Below are 16828 nucleotides of genomic sequence, written 5' to 3' on the forward strand. Positions count from 1 at the left end.
CTGACCTCAATCTGAACATACCCCTGCGCACCACAGCGACGGAGGAGAGGATTGCCGACCAAGCTCACCGGAAAGTGCTTTTGCGGCGCGGTTCACTACGAGGTCGCCGACGAATTCCTCTATGCCGCGAATTGCCATTGTTCGGACTGCCGGCGCACCACCGGTTCGGCCTTCAAGCCTTTCGCCGGTATCGAGCGTGAAAAGCTTGTCCTCACCGAAGGCGGGGACAAGCTCCTGATCTTCGGCGACGAAAGCGGCCATAACGCGCATTGCGGCCGGTGCGGCTCCTTGCTTTATTCGCTGGTGCGCGACGGCGCCTACGTCCATGTCGCCATGGGAACGCTCGTCGACGACCCGTCCATCCGCCCGACCGAGCACATCTTCGTCGGTTCGAAGGCGGGCTGGTTCACCATCACCGATGACCTGCCGCAGCATCAAGAGCACGTGATTGCCGGCTCTGACCAGCAATAGGCTGGAACCACAGCGGGCCAATTCCGTTTATTCGACGCCCGTTTGCCGGGAATTGACCTTGGCCTCATCTCGTCGGCGGTAGCGGATACCTGACGTTTATAGAACGACGTCGGGAATGCATCTTCTTGCGCCGACCAAGGAATCAGCCCAGCATCCAAACGCTGGGAGAGAAAAAGCATTTATGGCCGGACGCGGCATATCTGCGACCCGACGATCCGGCCACTGGGAAGATACGTTCCGGGAACGGGCAAGCGAAACGCTTGAGCTCGTTTGAAAGGAACGCGTCATGTCTGCTGCCACACTCAGATCGGCCAATGCCGTTCAACCGGCTGGCCGACTTTTGTTTTCCCTGTTCGCGATCGGCGCGATGGCAATGCTGACGGCACCTGCCTTCGCGCATGACGCCACGCCCACGGCGGCAAAGCCACAGGGCTGGAGTTATCCGTTCGCATGCTGCGCCAACTATGATTGTCGCACGACCCATACAGGCGAAGTGCTGGAGAAACCCGAGGGCTATGTCATCGCCGGAACGGGTGAGATCGTTCCAATGACCGACAAGCGTGTCAAGGACAGCCCGGACGGCGAGTTCCATTGGTGCGCGCACCAAGCGGGCCTCGACGCCGGCAAGACAATCTGCCTGTTCGTGCCGCCGCGTTCTTATTGAGAGCAGGAACGCGTTCGGACGGTCGCCTGATCGCTTATCATGGGACGGGCTTGTCGATACGCGCCGGGCCGCGGTAGCGCCGTGGTGGAGCCTGCTGACGGATAGTTGTCAGGAGCGCCTCTTTATGATGCCTTGCCGCACGGGTGGCGGGCGACAGGAGGAGTTCGTTGATGACCATCAAGGCAAGCTGTCATTGCAAGGCGACGACATTCGAGGTTTCGCAGGCACCGCAGACGGTGACGCAATGCACCTGTTCTTTCTGCTCGAAACGCGGCTCGCTCTGGGCCTATTACGTGCCTTCGCAATTCAAGCTCACCAGCCCGATGGGAAACGTTTCTTTCTACCGCTGGGGATCGAAAACCGTAAAGCACGGTTTTTGCGCCGCCTGCGGCTGCGGCACCTTTACCGAAACGCCGGACTGGTCGACCGGCGAGCCGGATTTCGACAATCCCAAGATCAGCGTCAACGCGCGGCTGTTCGACGACTTCGATCTCGACAAGGTCGAAGTGGTGGTCATAGACGGCAAGAACCTCTGGTAGCCTGATCCCAACGATTGCGGCCCGGCGATGCGGCGCTATCACCGTGTATCGGTCCCTCGGGAAAAGCCGTGAGCGGCGCTTTTGCCGTTCCGCTTTTCGCCGCAATTCGTGGTACAAGTCGCGGGAAGGGCTGATTTGGCGCCACCGCAAGGCGTGACTTGGAGAGGGACTATCATATGAAAAAGACTGTGCTCGTCGTCGTGGCGACGGCTGTGCTCGTGAGCGCCTGCACCACCACCGATCCGTATACGGGCGACCAGAAGATTTCCAACACGGCGGCCGGCGCCGGCCTTGGTGCTCTGGCGGGTGCAAGCCTTGGCCTGCTTGCCGGCGGCAACGACCGCCGCAACGCATTGATCGGCGCCGGCATCGGCGCGCTGGCCGGCGGCGCCATCGGCGCCACCATGGACCAGAACGAGGCCGAACTGCGCCGGCAGCTCGAGGGCACCGGTGTCAGCGTCACCCGCAGCGGCGACCAGATCATCCTCAATATGCCGTCCGACATCACCTTCAACTCGGATCAGGATGCGGTGAAGCCCGGCTTCTACCAGGTCCTGAACTCTGTCGCGCTGGTGCTGAAGAAGTTCAAGCAGACCACGGTCGACGTGTTCGGCCACACCGATTCGACCGGTGGCGACCAGCACAATTTCGATCTGTCGCAGCGCCGTGCTTTGGCGGTGGCGAACTATCTGTCCGGTCAGGGCGTGGATCAGCGGCGCTTCGCAGTCACCGGCTTCGGCAAGACACGCCCGGTCGCATCCAATGCCACGGCCGAAGGTCGCGCCCAGAACCGCCGCGTCGAGATCCAGCTTTCGCCGCTCACCTGATTTGTACGGCAAACCAATGCGAAACGGCTCCCATTGGGGGGCCGTTTTTTGTTTGAGCGGATATTGGTGTTATTCAATTAGTTATTGCTAAAATACATCTTTCCCGCAGCTATGGAAAGGAATAGCATCATCGCTGTTCCTGAGGGGATGAGGCGGTGTCACTGGCCGCGCAATCAGCATTTTTCCGCCTCGGTCTTGCACGGCCAGATCAGAAATCTGGGAGGAATGCATGACAAGAACAGCCAGCCTTGGGCGCTGCGGCGTCCTCGTTTTGACAGGTTTGGTAGGCGCGTGGCTGAACGTTGCTTCGGCTCGGGCCGAGGACGCCAACAAGGCCGACATCGATGCCTTGAAGAAATCGCTCGCCAAATATGAGGATTACACCGCTGCCGTCCGCGACCTCTATCTGTCGACGGTCGGCTGCGTCCACTACAGCGGAGAAAAGATACCGGGCGCGATGGACTACCCGAAGGGCGCCATGGGCATCCACTTCGTCAATGTCCCGAGTGTCGGCCAGAAGCTCGATCCGATGAGGCCGAACGTGCTGATCTACGAGCCGACCAAGGAAGGCCTGAAGTTGGTCGGAGTGGAATGGCTGGTGCCGCTGACGCCGGACACCAAGGAGCCGCCCAAGCTGTTTGGCCAAACCTTCATGGGACCTATGGAGGGGCACTACCCTCTCATCCCGAAGGAGTTCGTCCATTACGACCTTCATGCCTGGCTCGGGGACAACCCGAACGGCATGTTCAGTCCGACGAACCCGAACGTGAAATGCAACAAGGCCGAGTTTCCGATGCTGGAAAAACCGACCAAGATGATGCCTGGGCCGATGTAACGGGCGAGCCAGGCTGAAAGAGCTTTGCCGAGAAGGCAGCCGAGTGGCCGGCTCGCCTTCGAAGCGGTCGGGATCAGACCTTGGCGACGATCCGCATGAAGGCCGGCATGTCGTCGCCGAAGCCAACGGTGGAATCATTGTCTTCCTGGTGGCGTTGGCGGGCAGGGCGGCTGTTGTCGCGCTGTGGCCGGGTGTCGCCGCGTTCGGGTGCGCGCTGTTCATTGCGATCGGATGATTTGCGCTCGGTGTTTTCCGAACGGATCGCTTCCTTGCGCGAGCGCCGTTCGCCGATGTCGGCGGCTGCGGCCTCGGCCACCGGCTGATCCTCGCGCACTGTTTCCGGTGCGGCATCTTCGCTGCGCTTGGCGTGGCGTTCGCGCGGTTTGCGCTCGCCGCTCTTTTCCCTGCCGCGGTCGTCGTCCTTGCGTCCGGCACGGCGCGGCGCGCCCTTGCCACGGCGCGGAGCATCGTCCTCGCCTTCGCTGGCAACCACCGTCGACAAGTCGCCGTCATGCCACTCGATCTTGTTGCCGATCAGACGTTCGATGGCATCGATGTATTTGGTGTCGGATTTGGTCGCGATGGTGAAGGATTTTCCGGAGCGTCCGGCGCGTCCGGTGCGGCCGATACGGTGGACATAGTCCTCGGCGTGGATCGGCACGTCATAGTTGAAGACATGGCTGACATCGGGGATGTCGAGGCCGCGGGCGGCAACGTCGGAAGCGACGAGGTAGCGCAGCTTGCCGTCGCGGAAATTGGCCAGCATCTGCATGCGCGCGCGCTGGTCCATGTCGCCATGCAGCGCACCGGCGTCGAAATCATGCTTCAGCAGCGAGCGGAACAGCTCCGACACTTCGACCTTGCGGTTGCAGAAGATGATGGCGTTCTTCAGTTCGGCGTCTTCGGCCTTGATCAAATTGCGCAGCGTCTCGCGCTTGTCCCATGGCTTGGAGCCTGATTTGACCAGCCGCTGGATGATGTTGGTGGCGGCGGATGCTGCCTTCGAAACCTCGACGCGGACCGGCGCGTGCAGGAACTTTTCGGTGAGCTTGGTGATTTCGGGCGGCATCGTCGCCGAAAAGAACAGCGTCTGCCTGGTGAACGGGATCATTTCGCAGATGCGCTCGATGTCGGGAATGAAGCCCATGTCGAGCATGCGGTCCGCTTCGTCGATGACGAGGATCTCGACGCCGTTGAGCAACAGCTTGCCGCGCTCGCGGTGATCGAGCAGACGGCCGGGTGTCGCGATCAGCACGTCGGCGCCACGCTCCAGCTTCTTGTCCTGTTCGTCGAACGACACGCCGCCGATCAGAAGCGCGATGTTGAGCTTGTGGTTCTTGCCGTATTTGACGAAGTTTTCCTCGACCTGAGCGGCGAGCTCGCGCGTCGGCTCCAGAATGAGCGTGCGCGGCATGCGAGCGCGGGCGCGGCCCTTTTCCAGCCTTGTGAGCATCGGCAACACGAAGGAGGCCGTCTTGCCGGTGCCGGTCTGGGCAATGCCCAGCACGTCCTTGCCCAGCAGGGCATGCGGAATGGCGCCCGCCTGGATCGGCGTCGGCTCGGTGTAGCCGGCGTCGGTGACTGCGGAAAGGACCTTCGGCGACAGGCCGAGGTCTGAAAAGGTCAACGCTTCTGGAGCGGTCGTGGTGTCTGAGGACAAGTGTTGTTGTCTTTGGCTGGTTCGGGGAAGCGCAACGGCGTCTAATGGCGTCTGTCGCGGCAAGCGCCACGCGCCTGCAAGATTGGTATTGCAATTAGGAGCAAGCCCTCGATTTGTCAACAGAAACGGGCAGCAATGGCACGATTGTGAAGTTGTAACCTTAATCGGGATGCTTAATCGACCTGTCGGTCGCAGCGCCGGCTCAATAGCGGAACTGTTCGGCGAGAATACGCTCGTTCCAGGAATGATTGGGATCGAACAGCAACGTTGCTGTCGCCGTTGGTGATTCTCGCACCGTCACCGAGGTCACGGCCTTGACCTCGGTATGGTCGGCGGCGGCGTTTACCGGCCGCTTTTCCGGCTCGCGGATGTCGAAGCGGACGGTCGCCTTGTTGGAGAGCAGCGCGCCGCGCCAGCGGCGCGGGCGAAACGGGCTGACCGGGGTCAGCGCCAGCAGCGGCGCGTCGAGCGGCAGGATCGGTCCATGCGCCGAAAGATTGTAGGCGGTGGACCCGGCCGGGGTTGCGATCATGACGCCGTCGCAGTTCAGTTCCTCAAGCCGGACCTGTTCGTCGACGGTGATGCGGATCTTGGCCGTCTGGTACGACTGGCGCCACAGCGCCACCTCGTTGATCGCCAGTGCTGAAATCGTTTCGCCTTCCGAGGTCACGGCCAGCATCTCCAGCGGGCGGATCGTTTCGGCGACGGCGGCCTCGAGACGCTCGGTGAGGCCACCGGAACGATACTCGTTCATCAGGAAGCCGATGGTGCCACGGTTCATGCCGTAGACCTTCTTGCCGGTCCCCATCGTGTCGCGCAGGGTCTGCAGCAGGAAACCGTCACCCCCAAGCGCAACGACGATCCCGGCCTCCTCGACGGAAGACTGGCCATAGCGCGCCGACAGGCTTTCCAGCGCCGTCTTGGCGTCAGCGGTGTCGGACGAGACGAAGGCGATGCGGCTGGCGGCTTTGCTCATGGCTCCCCGATGACGACCGATTGGCAGCGGCCCGTTGCTGGGCCGCGCCAGCGCCGGGGTAGCATGGGCGGGGTACGTCTGCAAAGGGAGGTGCCATCCCGGATGGCAACGCCATCCCGGATGATACGGCCATGCCGGTCGGCCAATGCGGGCATGCCGTTCGCGTATCATGTCAAAGGCTACGCGAATGTGATGGTTAAGACGGGCCTTAAAGTCTCGTAAAGCCGGATCGGTCATGTTAGCCGGCAGTGGATGGGTGGCGTGGGGGCTAGCCAGTCGAGGCCGACATATTGCCGGTAACACGCCTGATCATCGTCTTCCTGATGCTGGGAAGCTTCGCGCTGCTCTTTGCCGAACTGGTGCGCCAGTCCGAAGAGACGAGCTTCCGGCCGCAGCCCACGGCGTCGCGCTGTGGTGATGCAGCCGGGGCGCCATGCCCGCAAAGGGCGCTGTAGCCCTGAAATGTCCTGATCATCCTCGCGATGACGGGCAGCATCGGCGGTCGCTTCGATGCGCGACATCGCGCGGCAGTTTCTCTCCTTAAAAGCAGAGGCCGGTCGGCCGCCGCACGTTCCACTTGTGAAGGCTTGCTGTTTGCACTCGCGGCGCTTGGCGGTGTAGATGGGTGCATCGATTGGCGGAAAGGCTTTTGGGTAGCTCGCATCCGCTGTTGTTGGGAAACAAGCCCTGGGCTCGTTGACTGGCCGGTGTCTGGAGCGGGGGTTTTCCATGTCACGCAGCGTGTTGATCTCTGGCGGCTGCGGTTTCCTGGGCTCGCATCTGGTCGACCGTCTGTTGCGGCGAAGCGATCTGGAAAAGCTGGTCGTCGTCGACAATCTTTGGACCGGGACGCGAGACAACATCGCGCATGTCGCCGATCCGCGTTTCGATCTGCAGATTGCCGACGCCGAAAGCTTTTCATCCCTTCAGGGCTTCGATGAGATCATCCATCTCGCGTCGCCGGCGTCGCCGCTTTGGTACATGCGCGAGCCGGTACGCACGATCAAGGCCAATATCGGCGGCGCGCTCAATCTCCTGACGCTGCTAAAGCCCGGCGGTCGCTTCTGCTTCGCCTCGACCTCGGAAGTCTACGGCGACCCCCTGGTTTCACCGCAACCCGAGAGTTACAGGGGATCGGTGGACTGCACCGGTCCCAGGGCCTCTTATGATGAAAGCAAGCGCTGCACCGAGGCATTGCTGTTCGAGCAGCAGCGGGTTGGCGGGCTCGACATTCGCGTCGTCAGGATCTTCAACACATATGGGCCGCGAACCCGCATCGACGATGGACGCGCCGTCTCGAATTTTGCCATCCAGGCTCTGACAACCGGGGTTCTGACGGTTTATGGCGACGGCTCCCAATCGCGCAGTTGGGGTTATGTCGACGACATCGTCGAAGGGCTGGAACGCTACTTCTGGCGCGACGGCATCTCGCATCGCGGCCCTCTGAACATCGGCAACGACCACGAGGTTTCGGTCCTGCGCATCGCTGAGTTCGTCAGCTCGCTTGTCCCCGGCAGCCGCATCGAGCACCACCCTCCGGCTCCCCAGGATCCGACAAATAGGCGTCCGGACTTGACTTCGGCGAGGCACGTCCTTCCTGGCTGGGAAGCCAGGACGAGCTATCAGGAAGGCATCGGGCGCACCTTCGATTGGTTCCGCCAGCGAATTGCGGCTGGAGCCATTGCGGCCTCAACGGCCTGACGCGCCCTACGCCGCGGCCAAGCTTCTTCCTGCTGCCCACTCACCGCATCGGGCGCATCAATCGGCGAGCCATGGCCGTATCCTTGAAAAGATATTGACTGTATGTTTAGTCATAGTTACTCCTGAGGTCGAGAATTGAGTTGGACAGCCGGCGCCAGCCGGTGAATGGCCACCATGAAGAGGGGACTATCTCGACTAAGATGCGGCTTGCCGTTGCCGGCGCGCCGCATGCCGCGAGTGCGATGTCGACCGCCGTTCTCGCGGCGTCGATCGGCATTGTCGCGGCCATCTTTTCGTCAGCAGGAAACGGACCTGAGGCCGTAACGCCGCCGGTCCCAACAATGGGAGCATGCAGCATGAACTGGAAACTGACCGCGACGGCCATCGGCCTGTCGCTGCTGACTGTCACGGGCGTGGCCCGTGCCGACGGCGAGCTCAACATCTACAATTGGGGCAACTACACCAGCCCCGACCTGATCAAGAAGTTCGAGGAGACCTACAAGGTCAAGGTCACCGTCACCGACTATGATTCCAACGATACCGCCCTGGCCAAGGTCCGGCAGGGCGCCTCCGGCTATGACATCGTCGTGCCCTCGGCGAGCGTCGTGCCGGTCTGGATTAGCGAAGGTCTGCTCTTGGAGACCGATCCCAACAAGATGGAAAACTTCAAAAACGTCGATCCCAGGTGGGTCGATGTTCCATTCGATCCGGGCCGTAAATACACCGTTCCATGGCAGTGGGGCACGACCGGCATTTCGGTGAACAAGTCGGTTTATGCCGGCGACCCGAACACATCGGCGATCTTCCTCGACCCACCCCCCGAACTCGTCGGCAAGATCAATGTCGTTCCCGAAATGGGTGACATCATGTTCCTCGCCATCGCTTACGAGGGTGGCAAATATTGCAGCAGCGACATGCAGATGCTGAAGAAGGTGCATGACAAGCTGGTGGAGGCGAAGGCGAAATGGCTTTCGCTCGACTATGCGGCCGTCGATGGCCTGGGCAGGGGCGACATCGCCGCGGGCGTCAACTGGAACGGCATATCGCTGCGCGAGCGGCTTGAGAACGACAAGATCGTCTATGGCTATCCCAAGGAAGGCTATCCGATCTGGATGGACAATGTCGCAGTCCTCAAGGACGCCAAGAATGTCGACAACGCCAAGCTGTTCCAGAACTTCATCATGGATCCGCAGAATGCGGCACTGATCTCAGCCTTTGCGCGTTATTCGAACGGCATCAAGGGCTCGGAAGCCTTCATGCCCGACGACATGAAGACCGCGCCGGAAGTCAACATCCCCGCCGATTTCGCTGCCAAGGGCCAGTTCATGCTGGCCTGCCCGCCCGACGTGCAGGCGCTCTACACGAGGATCTGGACCGACCTGCAGAAATGACCTGACCAGGCTTCCCGCGCCGCTGCACGCGGCGCGGTCATCTTCCGTCCATGCCAAACGCGATGCGCAGATCGCTGGAGACTTTCATGACCGATCTCGACCTTTGCTACATGCCGGCCGGCGAGGCGCTGCGGCTGTTCAAGGCCAAGAAGCTTTCGCCTGTCGAACTGATGCAGGCCACCATCCGCCGCGCCGAGGCCACCAAGGCGACGATCAACTGCTTCACCTTCACGCATTTCGACGAGGCGATGGACCTGGCCAGGAAGGCCGAGGCGAAATACGCCAGGGGCGCCCGGACCGGGGCGCTCGAGGGGCTGCCGATCGGCATCAAGGACGAGAGCTACATCAAGGGCAAGCCGACCTCGCACGGCTCGCTGCTGTCGAAGGATGCGATAGGCGGCCATACCTCGACGATGAACGAGCGCATCATCAAGGCCGGCGGCATTGTCCATGCCCGCACGGCGACGCCTGAATTCAGCTGCGCCGGCTACACCTGGTCGAAACGCTGGGGTGTGACGCGCAATCCGTGGAACCCGGATTTCACGCCCGGCGGTTCGTCGGGTGGTTCCGCGGCGACGCTGGCATCCGGCACGTCGTCGATCGCCACCGGTTCGGACATTGCCGGATCGATCCGCATTCCCGCGTCGGCCTGCGGTCTTGTCGGCTTCAAGCCGCCTTACGGGCGCAATCCGGACGAGCCGCCGTTCAATCTCGATTTCTACTGCCACACCGGACCGCTAGCGCGAAACGTTGGGGATGCGATCCTGCTGCAGAACGTCATGTCCGGACCGAGCCCGCTCGACATCGCCACGCTGCGCCCAAAACTGCGGCTGCCCAGCGACTACAAGCCGATCAAGGGCTGGAAGATTGCTTTCTCGATGGACCTTGGTTCTTTCGAAGTCGACCCCGATGTGCGCAAGAACACGCTTGCCGCCTGCGATGTGTTCCGCTCGCTCGGCGCCACGGTCGAGGAAGTCGATCTGGGCTGGGGAGACGAAGTGCTCAGGGCGGGCATGGCTTATCTCGAGCATCTCTTTGGCGCTTCGCTGTCGCAGCTGCTCAAGGAGCACGGCAAGGACATGACGAGCTACGCCAGGCAGTTCGCCGAGGATGGGCAGAAGTCGAAGGCGACGGACTTTGTCGGAACACTGGAGGTGGCGGCCAGGATGTACCAGACGCTGGGGCCGTTGTTGGAGACTTATAATGTGCTGATCTGCCCGACCAACGCGCTTCCCTCCGTGCCGGCGGAGTTCGATCAGACCACGGGCACGGTCGAGATCAACGGCAAGCAGGTGAACCCGTCGCTTGGCTGGGTGATGACGACGCCGTTCAACATGATGAGCCGCTGTCCGGTTCTGTCCGTGCCATCGGGCCGGGCGGCAAGCGGCGTGCCGACGGGCATCCAGATCGTCGGCCGCACCTATTGCGATGCCGATGTTTTCCGAGCGGCCATGGCCTATGAGACGGCCAACGGGCGATGGTACACAAACGCCGAAACGCGTCCGTCGCTATAACAGGGCGATGCGGCCCTTGCCGCGATGGTGGTTGATCTGCGGTCTCGGTTGGAGAGCCGACGCCGGACACCTCGAATACACGGATCTGTGGTGGCGCCGGCGATCGCCGCCAGAAGGTCCGAAAGGAGCTGGACGAAGATGGCGCAACAAAAGGCTGCGGCGGCAAAACGCACAGGCGCAACGGCGAAGAATGGAAGTGCGGCAAACGATGCCGCGCCGCCCAAGGACCGTCGGCGCGAGCGCGGCGAAGCCAGCGTGCAGCGGATCATCGACGCCACCATCGAACTCATCGCGGAGGAGGGGCTGGCAAGCGTCACCATGCAGCGCATCGCCGAACATGTCGGCTCGTCCAATGCCCTGGTCGTCTTCCATTTCCGCAGCAAGGAGAACCTGTTTCGCGCCGTCCTGCAGTATCTCAGCGATCGATATGATGAGCTGTGGGTGACGTTGGTGCGGGCGCCCGGCCTGTCCCCGGTTGAGCGGGCTCTGGGCGCGGTCGATTGCGCGCAACGTTTCGCCCGCCAGCATCCGAAATGGGTTTCAGTTTTTGTCGTGTTTTCCAGCGACCGCAAGAGCATGCAGATCTACAACGAAATCGGCCTGCCGAGCGACCTTGCCTACACCGCCGAGGCGCGCGAGCTGCTGATCGAGATTTCGCGCAGTGGCGGTTATACCGGCGTCGACATCGATACGCTGTCGGAGAGCCTGAATTATCTGGTTCATGGCGCCTGGTATTGGGATCATCTCAATCCGTCCAGCCGTGACACCAACGTGCTGCGCAAGACCATGCTGCTCCTGCTGCATCAGGCGTTCCCGCGGCATTTCGAACTGATGCGCTAACCGCTTTCAGGGCTGCCGCAGATGGCAGCCGGCTTGCCGCTTCTGTTCCAGATACTCGTCGACAAGCTGGCGGTAGCGTACCTTGCCGAAGCTTGGGAAATGCCCGCCATGCACGACCGAGACATGGAGGTCGCGCAGGCGCATCAGCGTCGCCATGTAGTCGGGAATGTCTGAGTGGTAGACGTCGTCGATCAGCGGGCCGTCATAGATGATGTCGCCGGATAACAGGATGCCCGTCCTGTTTTCGTAGAGCGCGATGCCGCCGGGCGAATGGCCGGGCGTGTGGATCACCTCGAAGGCACGGTCGCCGAGATCGACGACATCGCCCTGGCCGAGCAAACGGCCGGCGGGCGCAGGCAAAATGCCGTAGCGCGCCGTGTCCCAGCCTTGCGGCATGCGATCGAACATCTCGTCGGTCGCATAGGTGCCGGCTGCCGTCCATTCATTGCGCGGATCGGCGAGGATGCCGGCCTCGGCGGCGTGCACGCAGCGCTCGGGAAATTCGTGGTGGCAACCGATATGGTCGAAATGCGTGTGGCTGGCGACGCAAATCAGCTTGCGCTCGCTCACCAGCGGTACATGGCGCCGGAGGCTGAAATGGCCGAGGCCGGTGTCGAAGAGGAGATCGCGATCGCGACCGCGCACATGCCACATATTGCAGCGGAAGAACGGTTTTATCCACGGCTCGTGGATCAAGGTCACGCCATCGCTCATGCGGATGGTTTCGTACCAGTCGGGTGCCTCGACGAGCGGAAGTGTTGCCATGTTCAATCCGTCAGAAAAGCTCAGTCCGTCAGCAGAATAATCTGGTCGGTATTGCAGGAAATCGCGACCGTGTCGCCCGGCTGGACGGCCGCCGTCGCGGGCAATTTGGCGATGAAGTGAAGCGAGGGGTCCTCGATGGAAACCGCAAGCACGCGCTTGAAGCTGCCCTGGAAGACGACATCGCTCACCTCAGCCGTGCCGAGCCTGACACCGCCGCTGGCCTCGCCGAGGACAAGATGCTCCGGCCGTATGGCCAGCGCAACGGCGGAGCCCACCGGCAGCGCACCGGGCAGCGAGACCGGCCCGACGGGCGTGGCGACGGTGCTTGTCCTCTCCTTCGCCTCCGTGACCGTGCCGGCAAGGATCGAGCTTTCGCCCATGAAGGTGGCGGAAAAGCGCGTCGCCGGCCTTGCATAGACGCGCTCGGGCGGACCTTCGTCCTCGATGCGCCCGTCATTCATCACCACGCAATGGTCGGCCAGCGCCATTGCTTCTTCCTGGTCGTGGGTGACGTGGATGAAGGCGGTGCCGACGCGCTTCTGGATCGCCTTCAACTCGTCCTGCATCTGCCGGCGTAGTTTGAGATCGAGCGCGCCGAGCGGCTCGTCGAGCAGAAGCACCGCCGGCTCGATCACCAGCGCACGCGCCAGCGCCACGCGCTGCCGCTGGCCGCCGGAGAGCTGATGCGGCTTCTTGTCGAAGGCGGAGGCGAGGCCGACCAGCGCCAGCGCTTCACGGGCCTTTGCCGCCCGGGTAGCGCCGTCGACACCCTGCATGCGCAGGCCGAAACCGACATTGCTGCCGACGCTCATATGCGGGAACAGCGCATAGTCCTGGAACACCGTCGTCGTCGGCCGCTTGGCCGGCGGCACCGAGGTGCAGTCCTCGCCACGGATGAACACCTTGCCTTCGCTGGGGGTGACGAAGCCGCCCAGAATGGACAAGAGCGTCGTCTTGCCAGACCCCGAGGGCCCAAGCAGGATGGTGTAGCTGCCCGGCTCGATCTGCAGCGAGACATCCTTCAGCACGGTGTGCTGGCCGAAGCGATGCGAGACGGCACGAATATCGACCAAAGGCGCGGTCATGCCTTTCTCCTGCGCAGCAACGTCAACTCGAACAGCACGACCAGCACGATGGAGACGGCGAAGACCAGCGAGCCGATGGCGTTGGTCTTGGGGTTGAGGCCGGAGCGCAGCAGGTTCCAGATTTCGACAGGCAGCGTGGTGTCGAAGCGGGTGAGCAGGAAGGAGATCACGAACTCGTCCCAGGAGAAGGTCATCGACAGGAAGCAGCCGGCGAAGATGGCGGGCGCCATGACCGGCACGGTGATCAAGAGCAGCACCTTCCATTCCGGCGCGCCGAGGTCGCGCGCGGCGCGCTCGATGTTGATCTGGTGGTCGCCCATCTGGCTGTAGATGATGGCAAAGCACAGCGGCAGGTTGATCACGACGTGGCCGATGCCGGCGGCAAGCAGCGATTTCGGCACGCCGGCCCAGTTGAACAGCACCAGCAGCCCCATGCCGATGATGAGATAGCTGACCGTCAGCGGCAGCGTGATCAGTCCGCGCAGCAGGCCGGAGCCGGGCAGGACGAAACGCGCAAAACCCCAGGCGGAGAGGAAACCGAGCGTGACGGCGGCAAGCGACGAGATGGACGCCACCAGCAGCGAATTGACCAGCGCCGAGGTCAGCCTGACATCGGAGAGAACCGCGTCGTACCAGCGCAGCGACGGGCCGGTGAAGGGCGGGATCGGAAACGACGTCGCCTGCAGCGAAAACAGCACCAGCACGACCACCGGCAGGAAGATGAAGCCGTAGACCATGATGGCGTAGAGCCAGGAGGCGATGCGGACAATCCTGCGCATCTCAGGCCCGCTCGATCTTCAGCCAGCGGGCGCAGGCGAGGTAGGCAATGGTAACCACCGCCATCAGGATGATCGACAGCGCCGAGGCCAGCGGAAAGTCGCCGCGCCGGCCGATCTGCATCATCACCAGCTGCGGCATCAGAAGCTCGTTGTTGCCGCCCAGGATCTGCGGCGTGATGTAATCGCCGATGCAGAGCACGAAGGTGAGGAAGGCGCCGACCATGATGCCGGGCAAGGTCAGCGGCAGCACGACATGCAGGAAGGTTCGCACCGGCCCGGCGCCGAGATCGGCGGCGGCCTTGCGATAGCTCGGGCTGAGCTGCTTGAGGTTGGCAAAGATGGTCAGCGTCAACAGCATGACGAAGAAGTGCACGAAGCCGGTGACGGTGGCGAAACGCGTGTTGGCGAGTTGCAGCGGCTCGCTGAACAGGCCAGAGCCGGTCAGCGCCCGGTTGACGACGCCGTTCTGCGCCAGCACCAGCAGCCAGGAATAGGAGCGCACGACATAGGAGGTCCAGAACGGCAGCACGGCCAGCATCAGCGCCAGCCGCTGCCAGCGCTCCGGCACCTGTTCGGCGAGGATCCAGGCAAAGGGATAGGCGAGCAGCACCGAAATCACGGTGACGATTGCGGTCACCTGCAGCGAGTTCACCATCGCCTGCCAGTAGGACGGGTTGGTGAAGAACTGGCTGTAGTTGGACGCCGTGAAGCCGCCGCCCTCATGCGCCGTCAGGCTGGAAAACCCCATGGCGATGAAGGGCAGCACGAAGAACAGCAGCGTCCAGCCGAGCGCCGGCGTGACCAGCGCCCAGGGCAGGGCAGAGCCCGCCCGGGGCAGGGCCGCCCGGGGCAGAGCAGAGCCCGCCCGGGGCAGGGCACGTCCGTTGTTTGCCGAGCTGCTCATGAGCGCTATCGGCTCATTTCGCCTGCAGCATTTCGGTCCACATGTCCTGCATCTTCTTGTCGAGATCGGCGTTCGGCGCCGGATAGGCCTGGGCGCGGGCGAGGAAGCCCGGCTGTTCGTCGAAGCGCAACACCTTCTTCTGGTCGTCGGTGAGTGCTGCCTTGGTGTTGGCCGGCATGCCCCAGTAGCAGGACGAGGTGGCAAGGCGCGCCTGGCCTTCCGGGCTCATAATGTACTGGATGAACTTCAGCGCCATGTCCTTGTTCTTGGAATCCTTGAACATGGCCAGCGACTGCGACCAGAGAATCGCACCCTCCTTGGGGACCGAGAAGTCCAGCGCCGGGTTTTCCTTGGCCAGGCCCGCCGTCACCCATTCGCCGCCGCCGACCAATATGTCGACCTCGCCGGTCGCCAGCGCCGTCTGGCTGGCGGTCACTTCGCCGACCAGCTTGGCATTGGCCTTCATCTTCAAGAGCTCGTCCTTGAGGGCGGGCAGGTCGGCTTCGGTGAGATCGGCCGTCTTCTTGCCGATCGCCAGTGCGGCCATGCCGATGACCGGCAGGTAGTAGTCGTAAATGGCGACCTTACCCTTGTACTTGTCGCCGGTGAGTGCCGCCATCGACTGCATGTCGGCCGGGTCGACCTTGGTCTTGTTGTAGCCGATCGTGTTGTAACCGAACTTTTCGGTGATGCCGTAGCGCTTGCCGCCGACCACGGTGGAGCCGTCCATCTTCACCTGCGGGAACAGGTCGGCCAGCGGCAGTTTGTCTTCCGGCAACTGCTCGAACAGGCCCTTCTCAACGCCGCGCGGCACGTCGATGCTGTCGATCACCATCACATCCCAGTCGCCGGGCTGCGACTGCTCGACGATGGCGAGGCCGGCGCCGGTGCCCTCGAATTCCTTGACGTTGACCTTGACGCCATTGGCCTCCTCGAAAGGCTGCAGCAAGGCCGGATCGGCATGATCGCACCAGATCAGCGCGTTGAGATCGGCGGCCTGCGCGCTCGTCGAAAGCAGCAGCGCCGCGGCTGCGGCAGCTGTGCGCAAACGGGTCTTCAGGATGGAAAGCGGATTGCTGGCTGTGTGTGACATCGAGTGTTCTCCCTTGCCTTTGTGGCTTCTTGCAAAAAATTGAACCAATTCTAAAATTGAGTCAATTCTGTTTTGTGGCAAGAGGCTGGGAATGAGCGGATTGCGGGCTAGGCAAAAGGCGGACCGGCACCGGCGTATCATCGAGGCGGCGGCCGAACTGTTTCGCGAGGCCGGCTACGAAGGCGCCAAGATCGAGGCGATCGCCGCGCAGGCCGAGGTCTCTGTCGGGACGATCTACAACTACTACGAGAACAAGGGCGACATCCTCGGCGCCATCGTCTCGCTGGAGGTCAACGAGGTGCTGAATGCCGGGCAAGGCGTCGTCGCCAAGCCGCCGGCCAATGTCGGCGACGCGCTGGACACGCTGGTCGGCATCTATATCGAGCACTCGCTGCACTATCTCAGCAAGGAGATGTGGCGGCAAGCGATGGCGATCTCGACGCAACTGCCCGACAGCCCGTTCGGCCAGGCCTACACCGCACTCGACCGCGCCCTGACCGAACAGATCCGCGCCCTGATCGCCCGGCTGCAGGAGATTGGCCTGGTGCGCCAGGACATCGACGGTGCAGCGCTCGGCGAACTGATCTTCAACAACATGAACATGATGTTCATCGAATTCGTGAAGCGTGACGCGGCCAAGATACCGGAACTGCGCGCGGCGATACGGAGGCAGAATAGGATATTGGTGGCGGCGATTGTGGTGTGAGACGTCAGGAGCAGGCAGGAGAAAGCGTCGCTTCCGCATAGACCTGGTTTCAGACGCGGGTCGCCTCTTGAGTTGCGT

Annotated in this window: 19 protein-coding genes; 10 read left to right on the plus strand and 9 right to left on the minus strand. The window is 62.4% G+C overall.

The window, feature by feature from the left end; all coding sequences use genetic code 11:
- Positions 1-51 precede the first annotated feature (51 nt).
- The 5 genes from AC0L3E_RS20220 (at position 52) to AC0L3E_RS20240 (ending at position 3336) form a co-directional block, all read left to right on the plus strand.
- On the plus strand, positions 52-471 hold the full coding sequence (locus tag AC0L3E_RS20220; RefSeq protein WP_473605444.1) for a GFA family protein: 420 nt from the start codon (positions 52-54) through the stop codon (positions 469-471).
- Between the two features lie 286 nt (positions 472-757).
- Positions 758-1135 (plus strand): hypothetical protein, encoded by a 378-nt coding sequence (locus AC0L3E_RS20225; protein ID WP_023812122.1) that lies wholly within the window; start codon positions 758-760, stop codon positions 1133-1135.
- 170 nt (positions 1136-1305) lie between these two features.
- Positions 1306-1674, plus strand: coding sequence for a GFA family protein (locus tag AC0L3E_RS20230; protein ID WP_473605445.1), 369 nt, complete (start codon positions 1306-1308; stop codon positions 1672-1674).
- A gap of 176 nt (positions 1675-1850) precedes the next feature.
- Positions 1851-2501: a YiaD family glycine zipper/OmpA-like lipoprotein gene (locus AC0L3E_RS20235; RefSeq protein WP_013531371.1), complete on the plus strand. Its 651-nt coding sequence runs from the start codon at positions 1851-1853 to the stop codon at positions 2499-2501.
- A 229-nt stretch (positions 2502-2730) separates the two neighbouring features.
- Complete coding sequence (locus tag AC0L3E_RS20240) at positions 2731-3336, plus strand: hypothetical protein (protein ID WP_473605446.1); 606 nt, start codon at positions 2731-2733, stop codon at positions 3334-3336.
- A gap of 73 nt (positions 3337-3409) precedes the next feature.
- Here AC0L3E_RS20240 and AC0L3E_RS20245 read toward each other — a convergent pair whose 3' ends face one another.
- The 3 genes from AC0L3E_RS20245 to AC0L3E_RS20255 form a co-directional block, all read right to left on the minus strand.
- Positions 3410-4996 (minus strand): DEAD/DEAH box helicase, encoded by a 1587-nt coding sequence (locus AC0L3E_RS20245; RefSeq protein WP_164748844.1) that lies wholly within the window; start codon positions 4994-4996, stop codon positions 3410-3412.
- 202 nt (positions 4997-5198) lie between these two features.
- Entirely contained in the window at positions 5199-5972 is a 774-nt protein-coding gene (locus tag AC0L3E_RS20250) for an NAD kinase (protein ID WP_023812117.1), read from the minus strand.
- 233 nt (positions 5973-6205) lie between these two features.
- Positions 6206-6493 (minus strand): hypothetical protein, encoded by a 288-nt coding sequence (locus tag AC0L3E_RS20255; RefSeq protein ID WP_164753741.1) that lies wholly within the window; start codon positions 6491-6493, stop codon positions 6206-6208.
- A 208-nt stretch (positions 6494-6701) separates the two neighbouring features.
- Here AC0L3E_RS20255 and AC0L3E_RS20260 point away from each other — a divergent pair, with 208 nt between their 5' ends.
- A complete protein-coding gene (locus AC0L3E_RS20260) occupies positions 6702-7673 on the plus strand; it encodes an NAD-dependent epimerase/dehydratase family protein (protein ID WP_473605447.1) in 972 nt (323 codons plus the stop codon).
- 106 nt (positions 7674-7779) lie between these two features.
- Here AC0L3E_RS20260 and AC0L3E_RS20265 read toward each other — a convergent pair whose 3' ends face one another.
- Complete coding sequence (locus tag AC0L3E_RS20265) at positions 7780-8058, minus strand: hypothetical protein (RefSeq protein ID WP_473605448.1); 279 nt, start codon at positions 8056-8058, stop codon at positions 7780-7782.
- On the opposite strand from AC0L3E_RS20265, the gene AC0L3E_RS20270 reads away from it, so the two are divergent.
- From AC0L3E_RS20270 to AC0L3E_RS20280, 3 genes are all read left to right on the plus strand, one after another.
- Complete coding sequence (locus AC0L3E_RS20270) at positions 8030-9064, plus strand: extracellular solute-binding protein (RefSeq protein WP_473605449.1); 1035 nt, start codon at positions 8030-8032, stop codon at positions 9062-9064. The genes AC0L3E_RS20265 and AC0L3E_RS20270 overlap by 29 nt on opposite strands.
- Before the next feature lie 86 nt (positions 9065-9150).
- Positions 9151-10578, plus strand: coding sequence for an amidase (locus tag AC0L3E_RS20275; protein WP_473605450.1), 1428 nt, complete (start codon positions 9151-9153; stop codon positions 10576-10578).
- A gap of 138 nt (positions 10579-10716) precedes the next feature.
- The gene (locus AC0L3E_RS20280) at positions 10717-11418 is read left to right on the plus strand and encodes a TetR/AcrR family transcriptional regulator (protein ID WP_473605451.1); all 702 of its coding nucleotides are present in this window, start codon (positions 10717-10719) and stop codon (positions 11416-11418) included.
- 6 nt (positions 11419-11424) lie between these two features.
- Here AC0L3E_RS20280 and AC0L3E_RS20285 read toward each other — a convergent pair whose 3' ends face one another.
- The 5 genes from AC0L3E_RS20285 to AC0L3E_RS20305 are packed head-to-tail and all read right to left on the minus strand — an operon-like array spanning position 11425 to position 16044.
- Complete coding sequence (locus AC0L3E_RS20285; protein WP_473605452.1) at positions 11425-12183, minus strand: MBL fold metallo-hydrolase; 759 nt, start codon at positions 12181-12183, stop codon at positions 11425-11427.
- 20 nt (positions 12184-12203) lie between these two features.
- Complete coding sequence (locus AC0L3E_RS20290) at positions 12204-13268, minus strand: ABC transporter ATP-binding protein (protein ID WP_473605453.1); 1065 nt, start codon at positions 13266-13268, stop codon at positions 12204-12206.
- Complete coding sequence (locus AC0L3E_RS20295; RefSeq protein ID WP_473605454.1) at positions 13265-14047, minus strand: ABC transporter permease; 783 nt, start codon at positions 14045-14047, stop codon at positions 13265-13267. The genes AC0L3E_RS20290 and AC0L3E_RS20295 overlap by 4 nt, the downstream gene beginning before the upstream one ends.
- Before the next feature lies 1 nt (position 14048).
- Positions 14049-14951, minus strand: a complete 903-nt coding sequence (locus AC0L3E_RS20300) for an ABC transporter permease (RefSeq protein WP_473605455.1) — start codon at positions 14949-14951, stop codon at positions 14049-14051.
- 13 nt (positions 14952-14964) lie between these two features.
- Complete coding sequence (locus AC0L3E_RS20305) at positions 14965-16044, minus strand: polyamine ABC transporter substrate-binding protein (RefSeq protein WP_128309584.1); 1080 nt, start codon at positions 16042-16044, stop codon at positions 14965-14967.
- 91 nt (positions 16045-16135) lie between these two features.
- Here AC0L3E_RS20305 and AC0L3E_RS20310 point away from each other — a divergent pair, with 91 nt between their 5' ends.
- Positions 16136-16750, plus strand: coding sequence for a TetR/AcrR family transcriptional regulator (locus tag AC0L3E_RS20310; RefSeq protein WP_473605456.1), 615 nt, complete (start codon positions 16136-16138; stop codon positions 16748-16750).
- The last annotated feature ends 78 nt before the right edge of the window (positions 16751-16828 follow it).

The organism is Mesorhizobium sp. WSM4822, assembly GCF_055811155.1.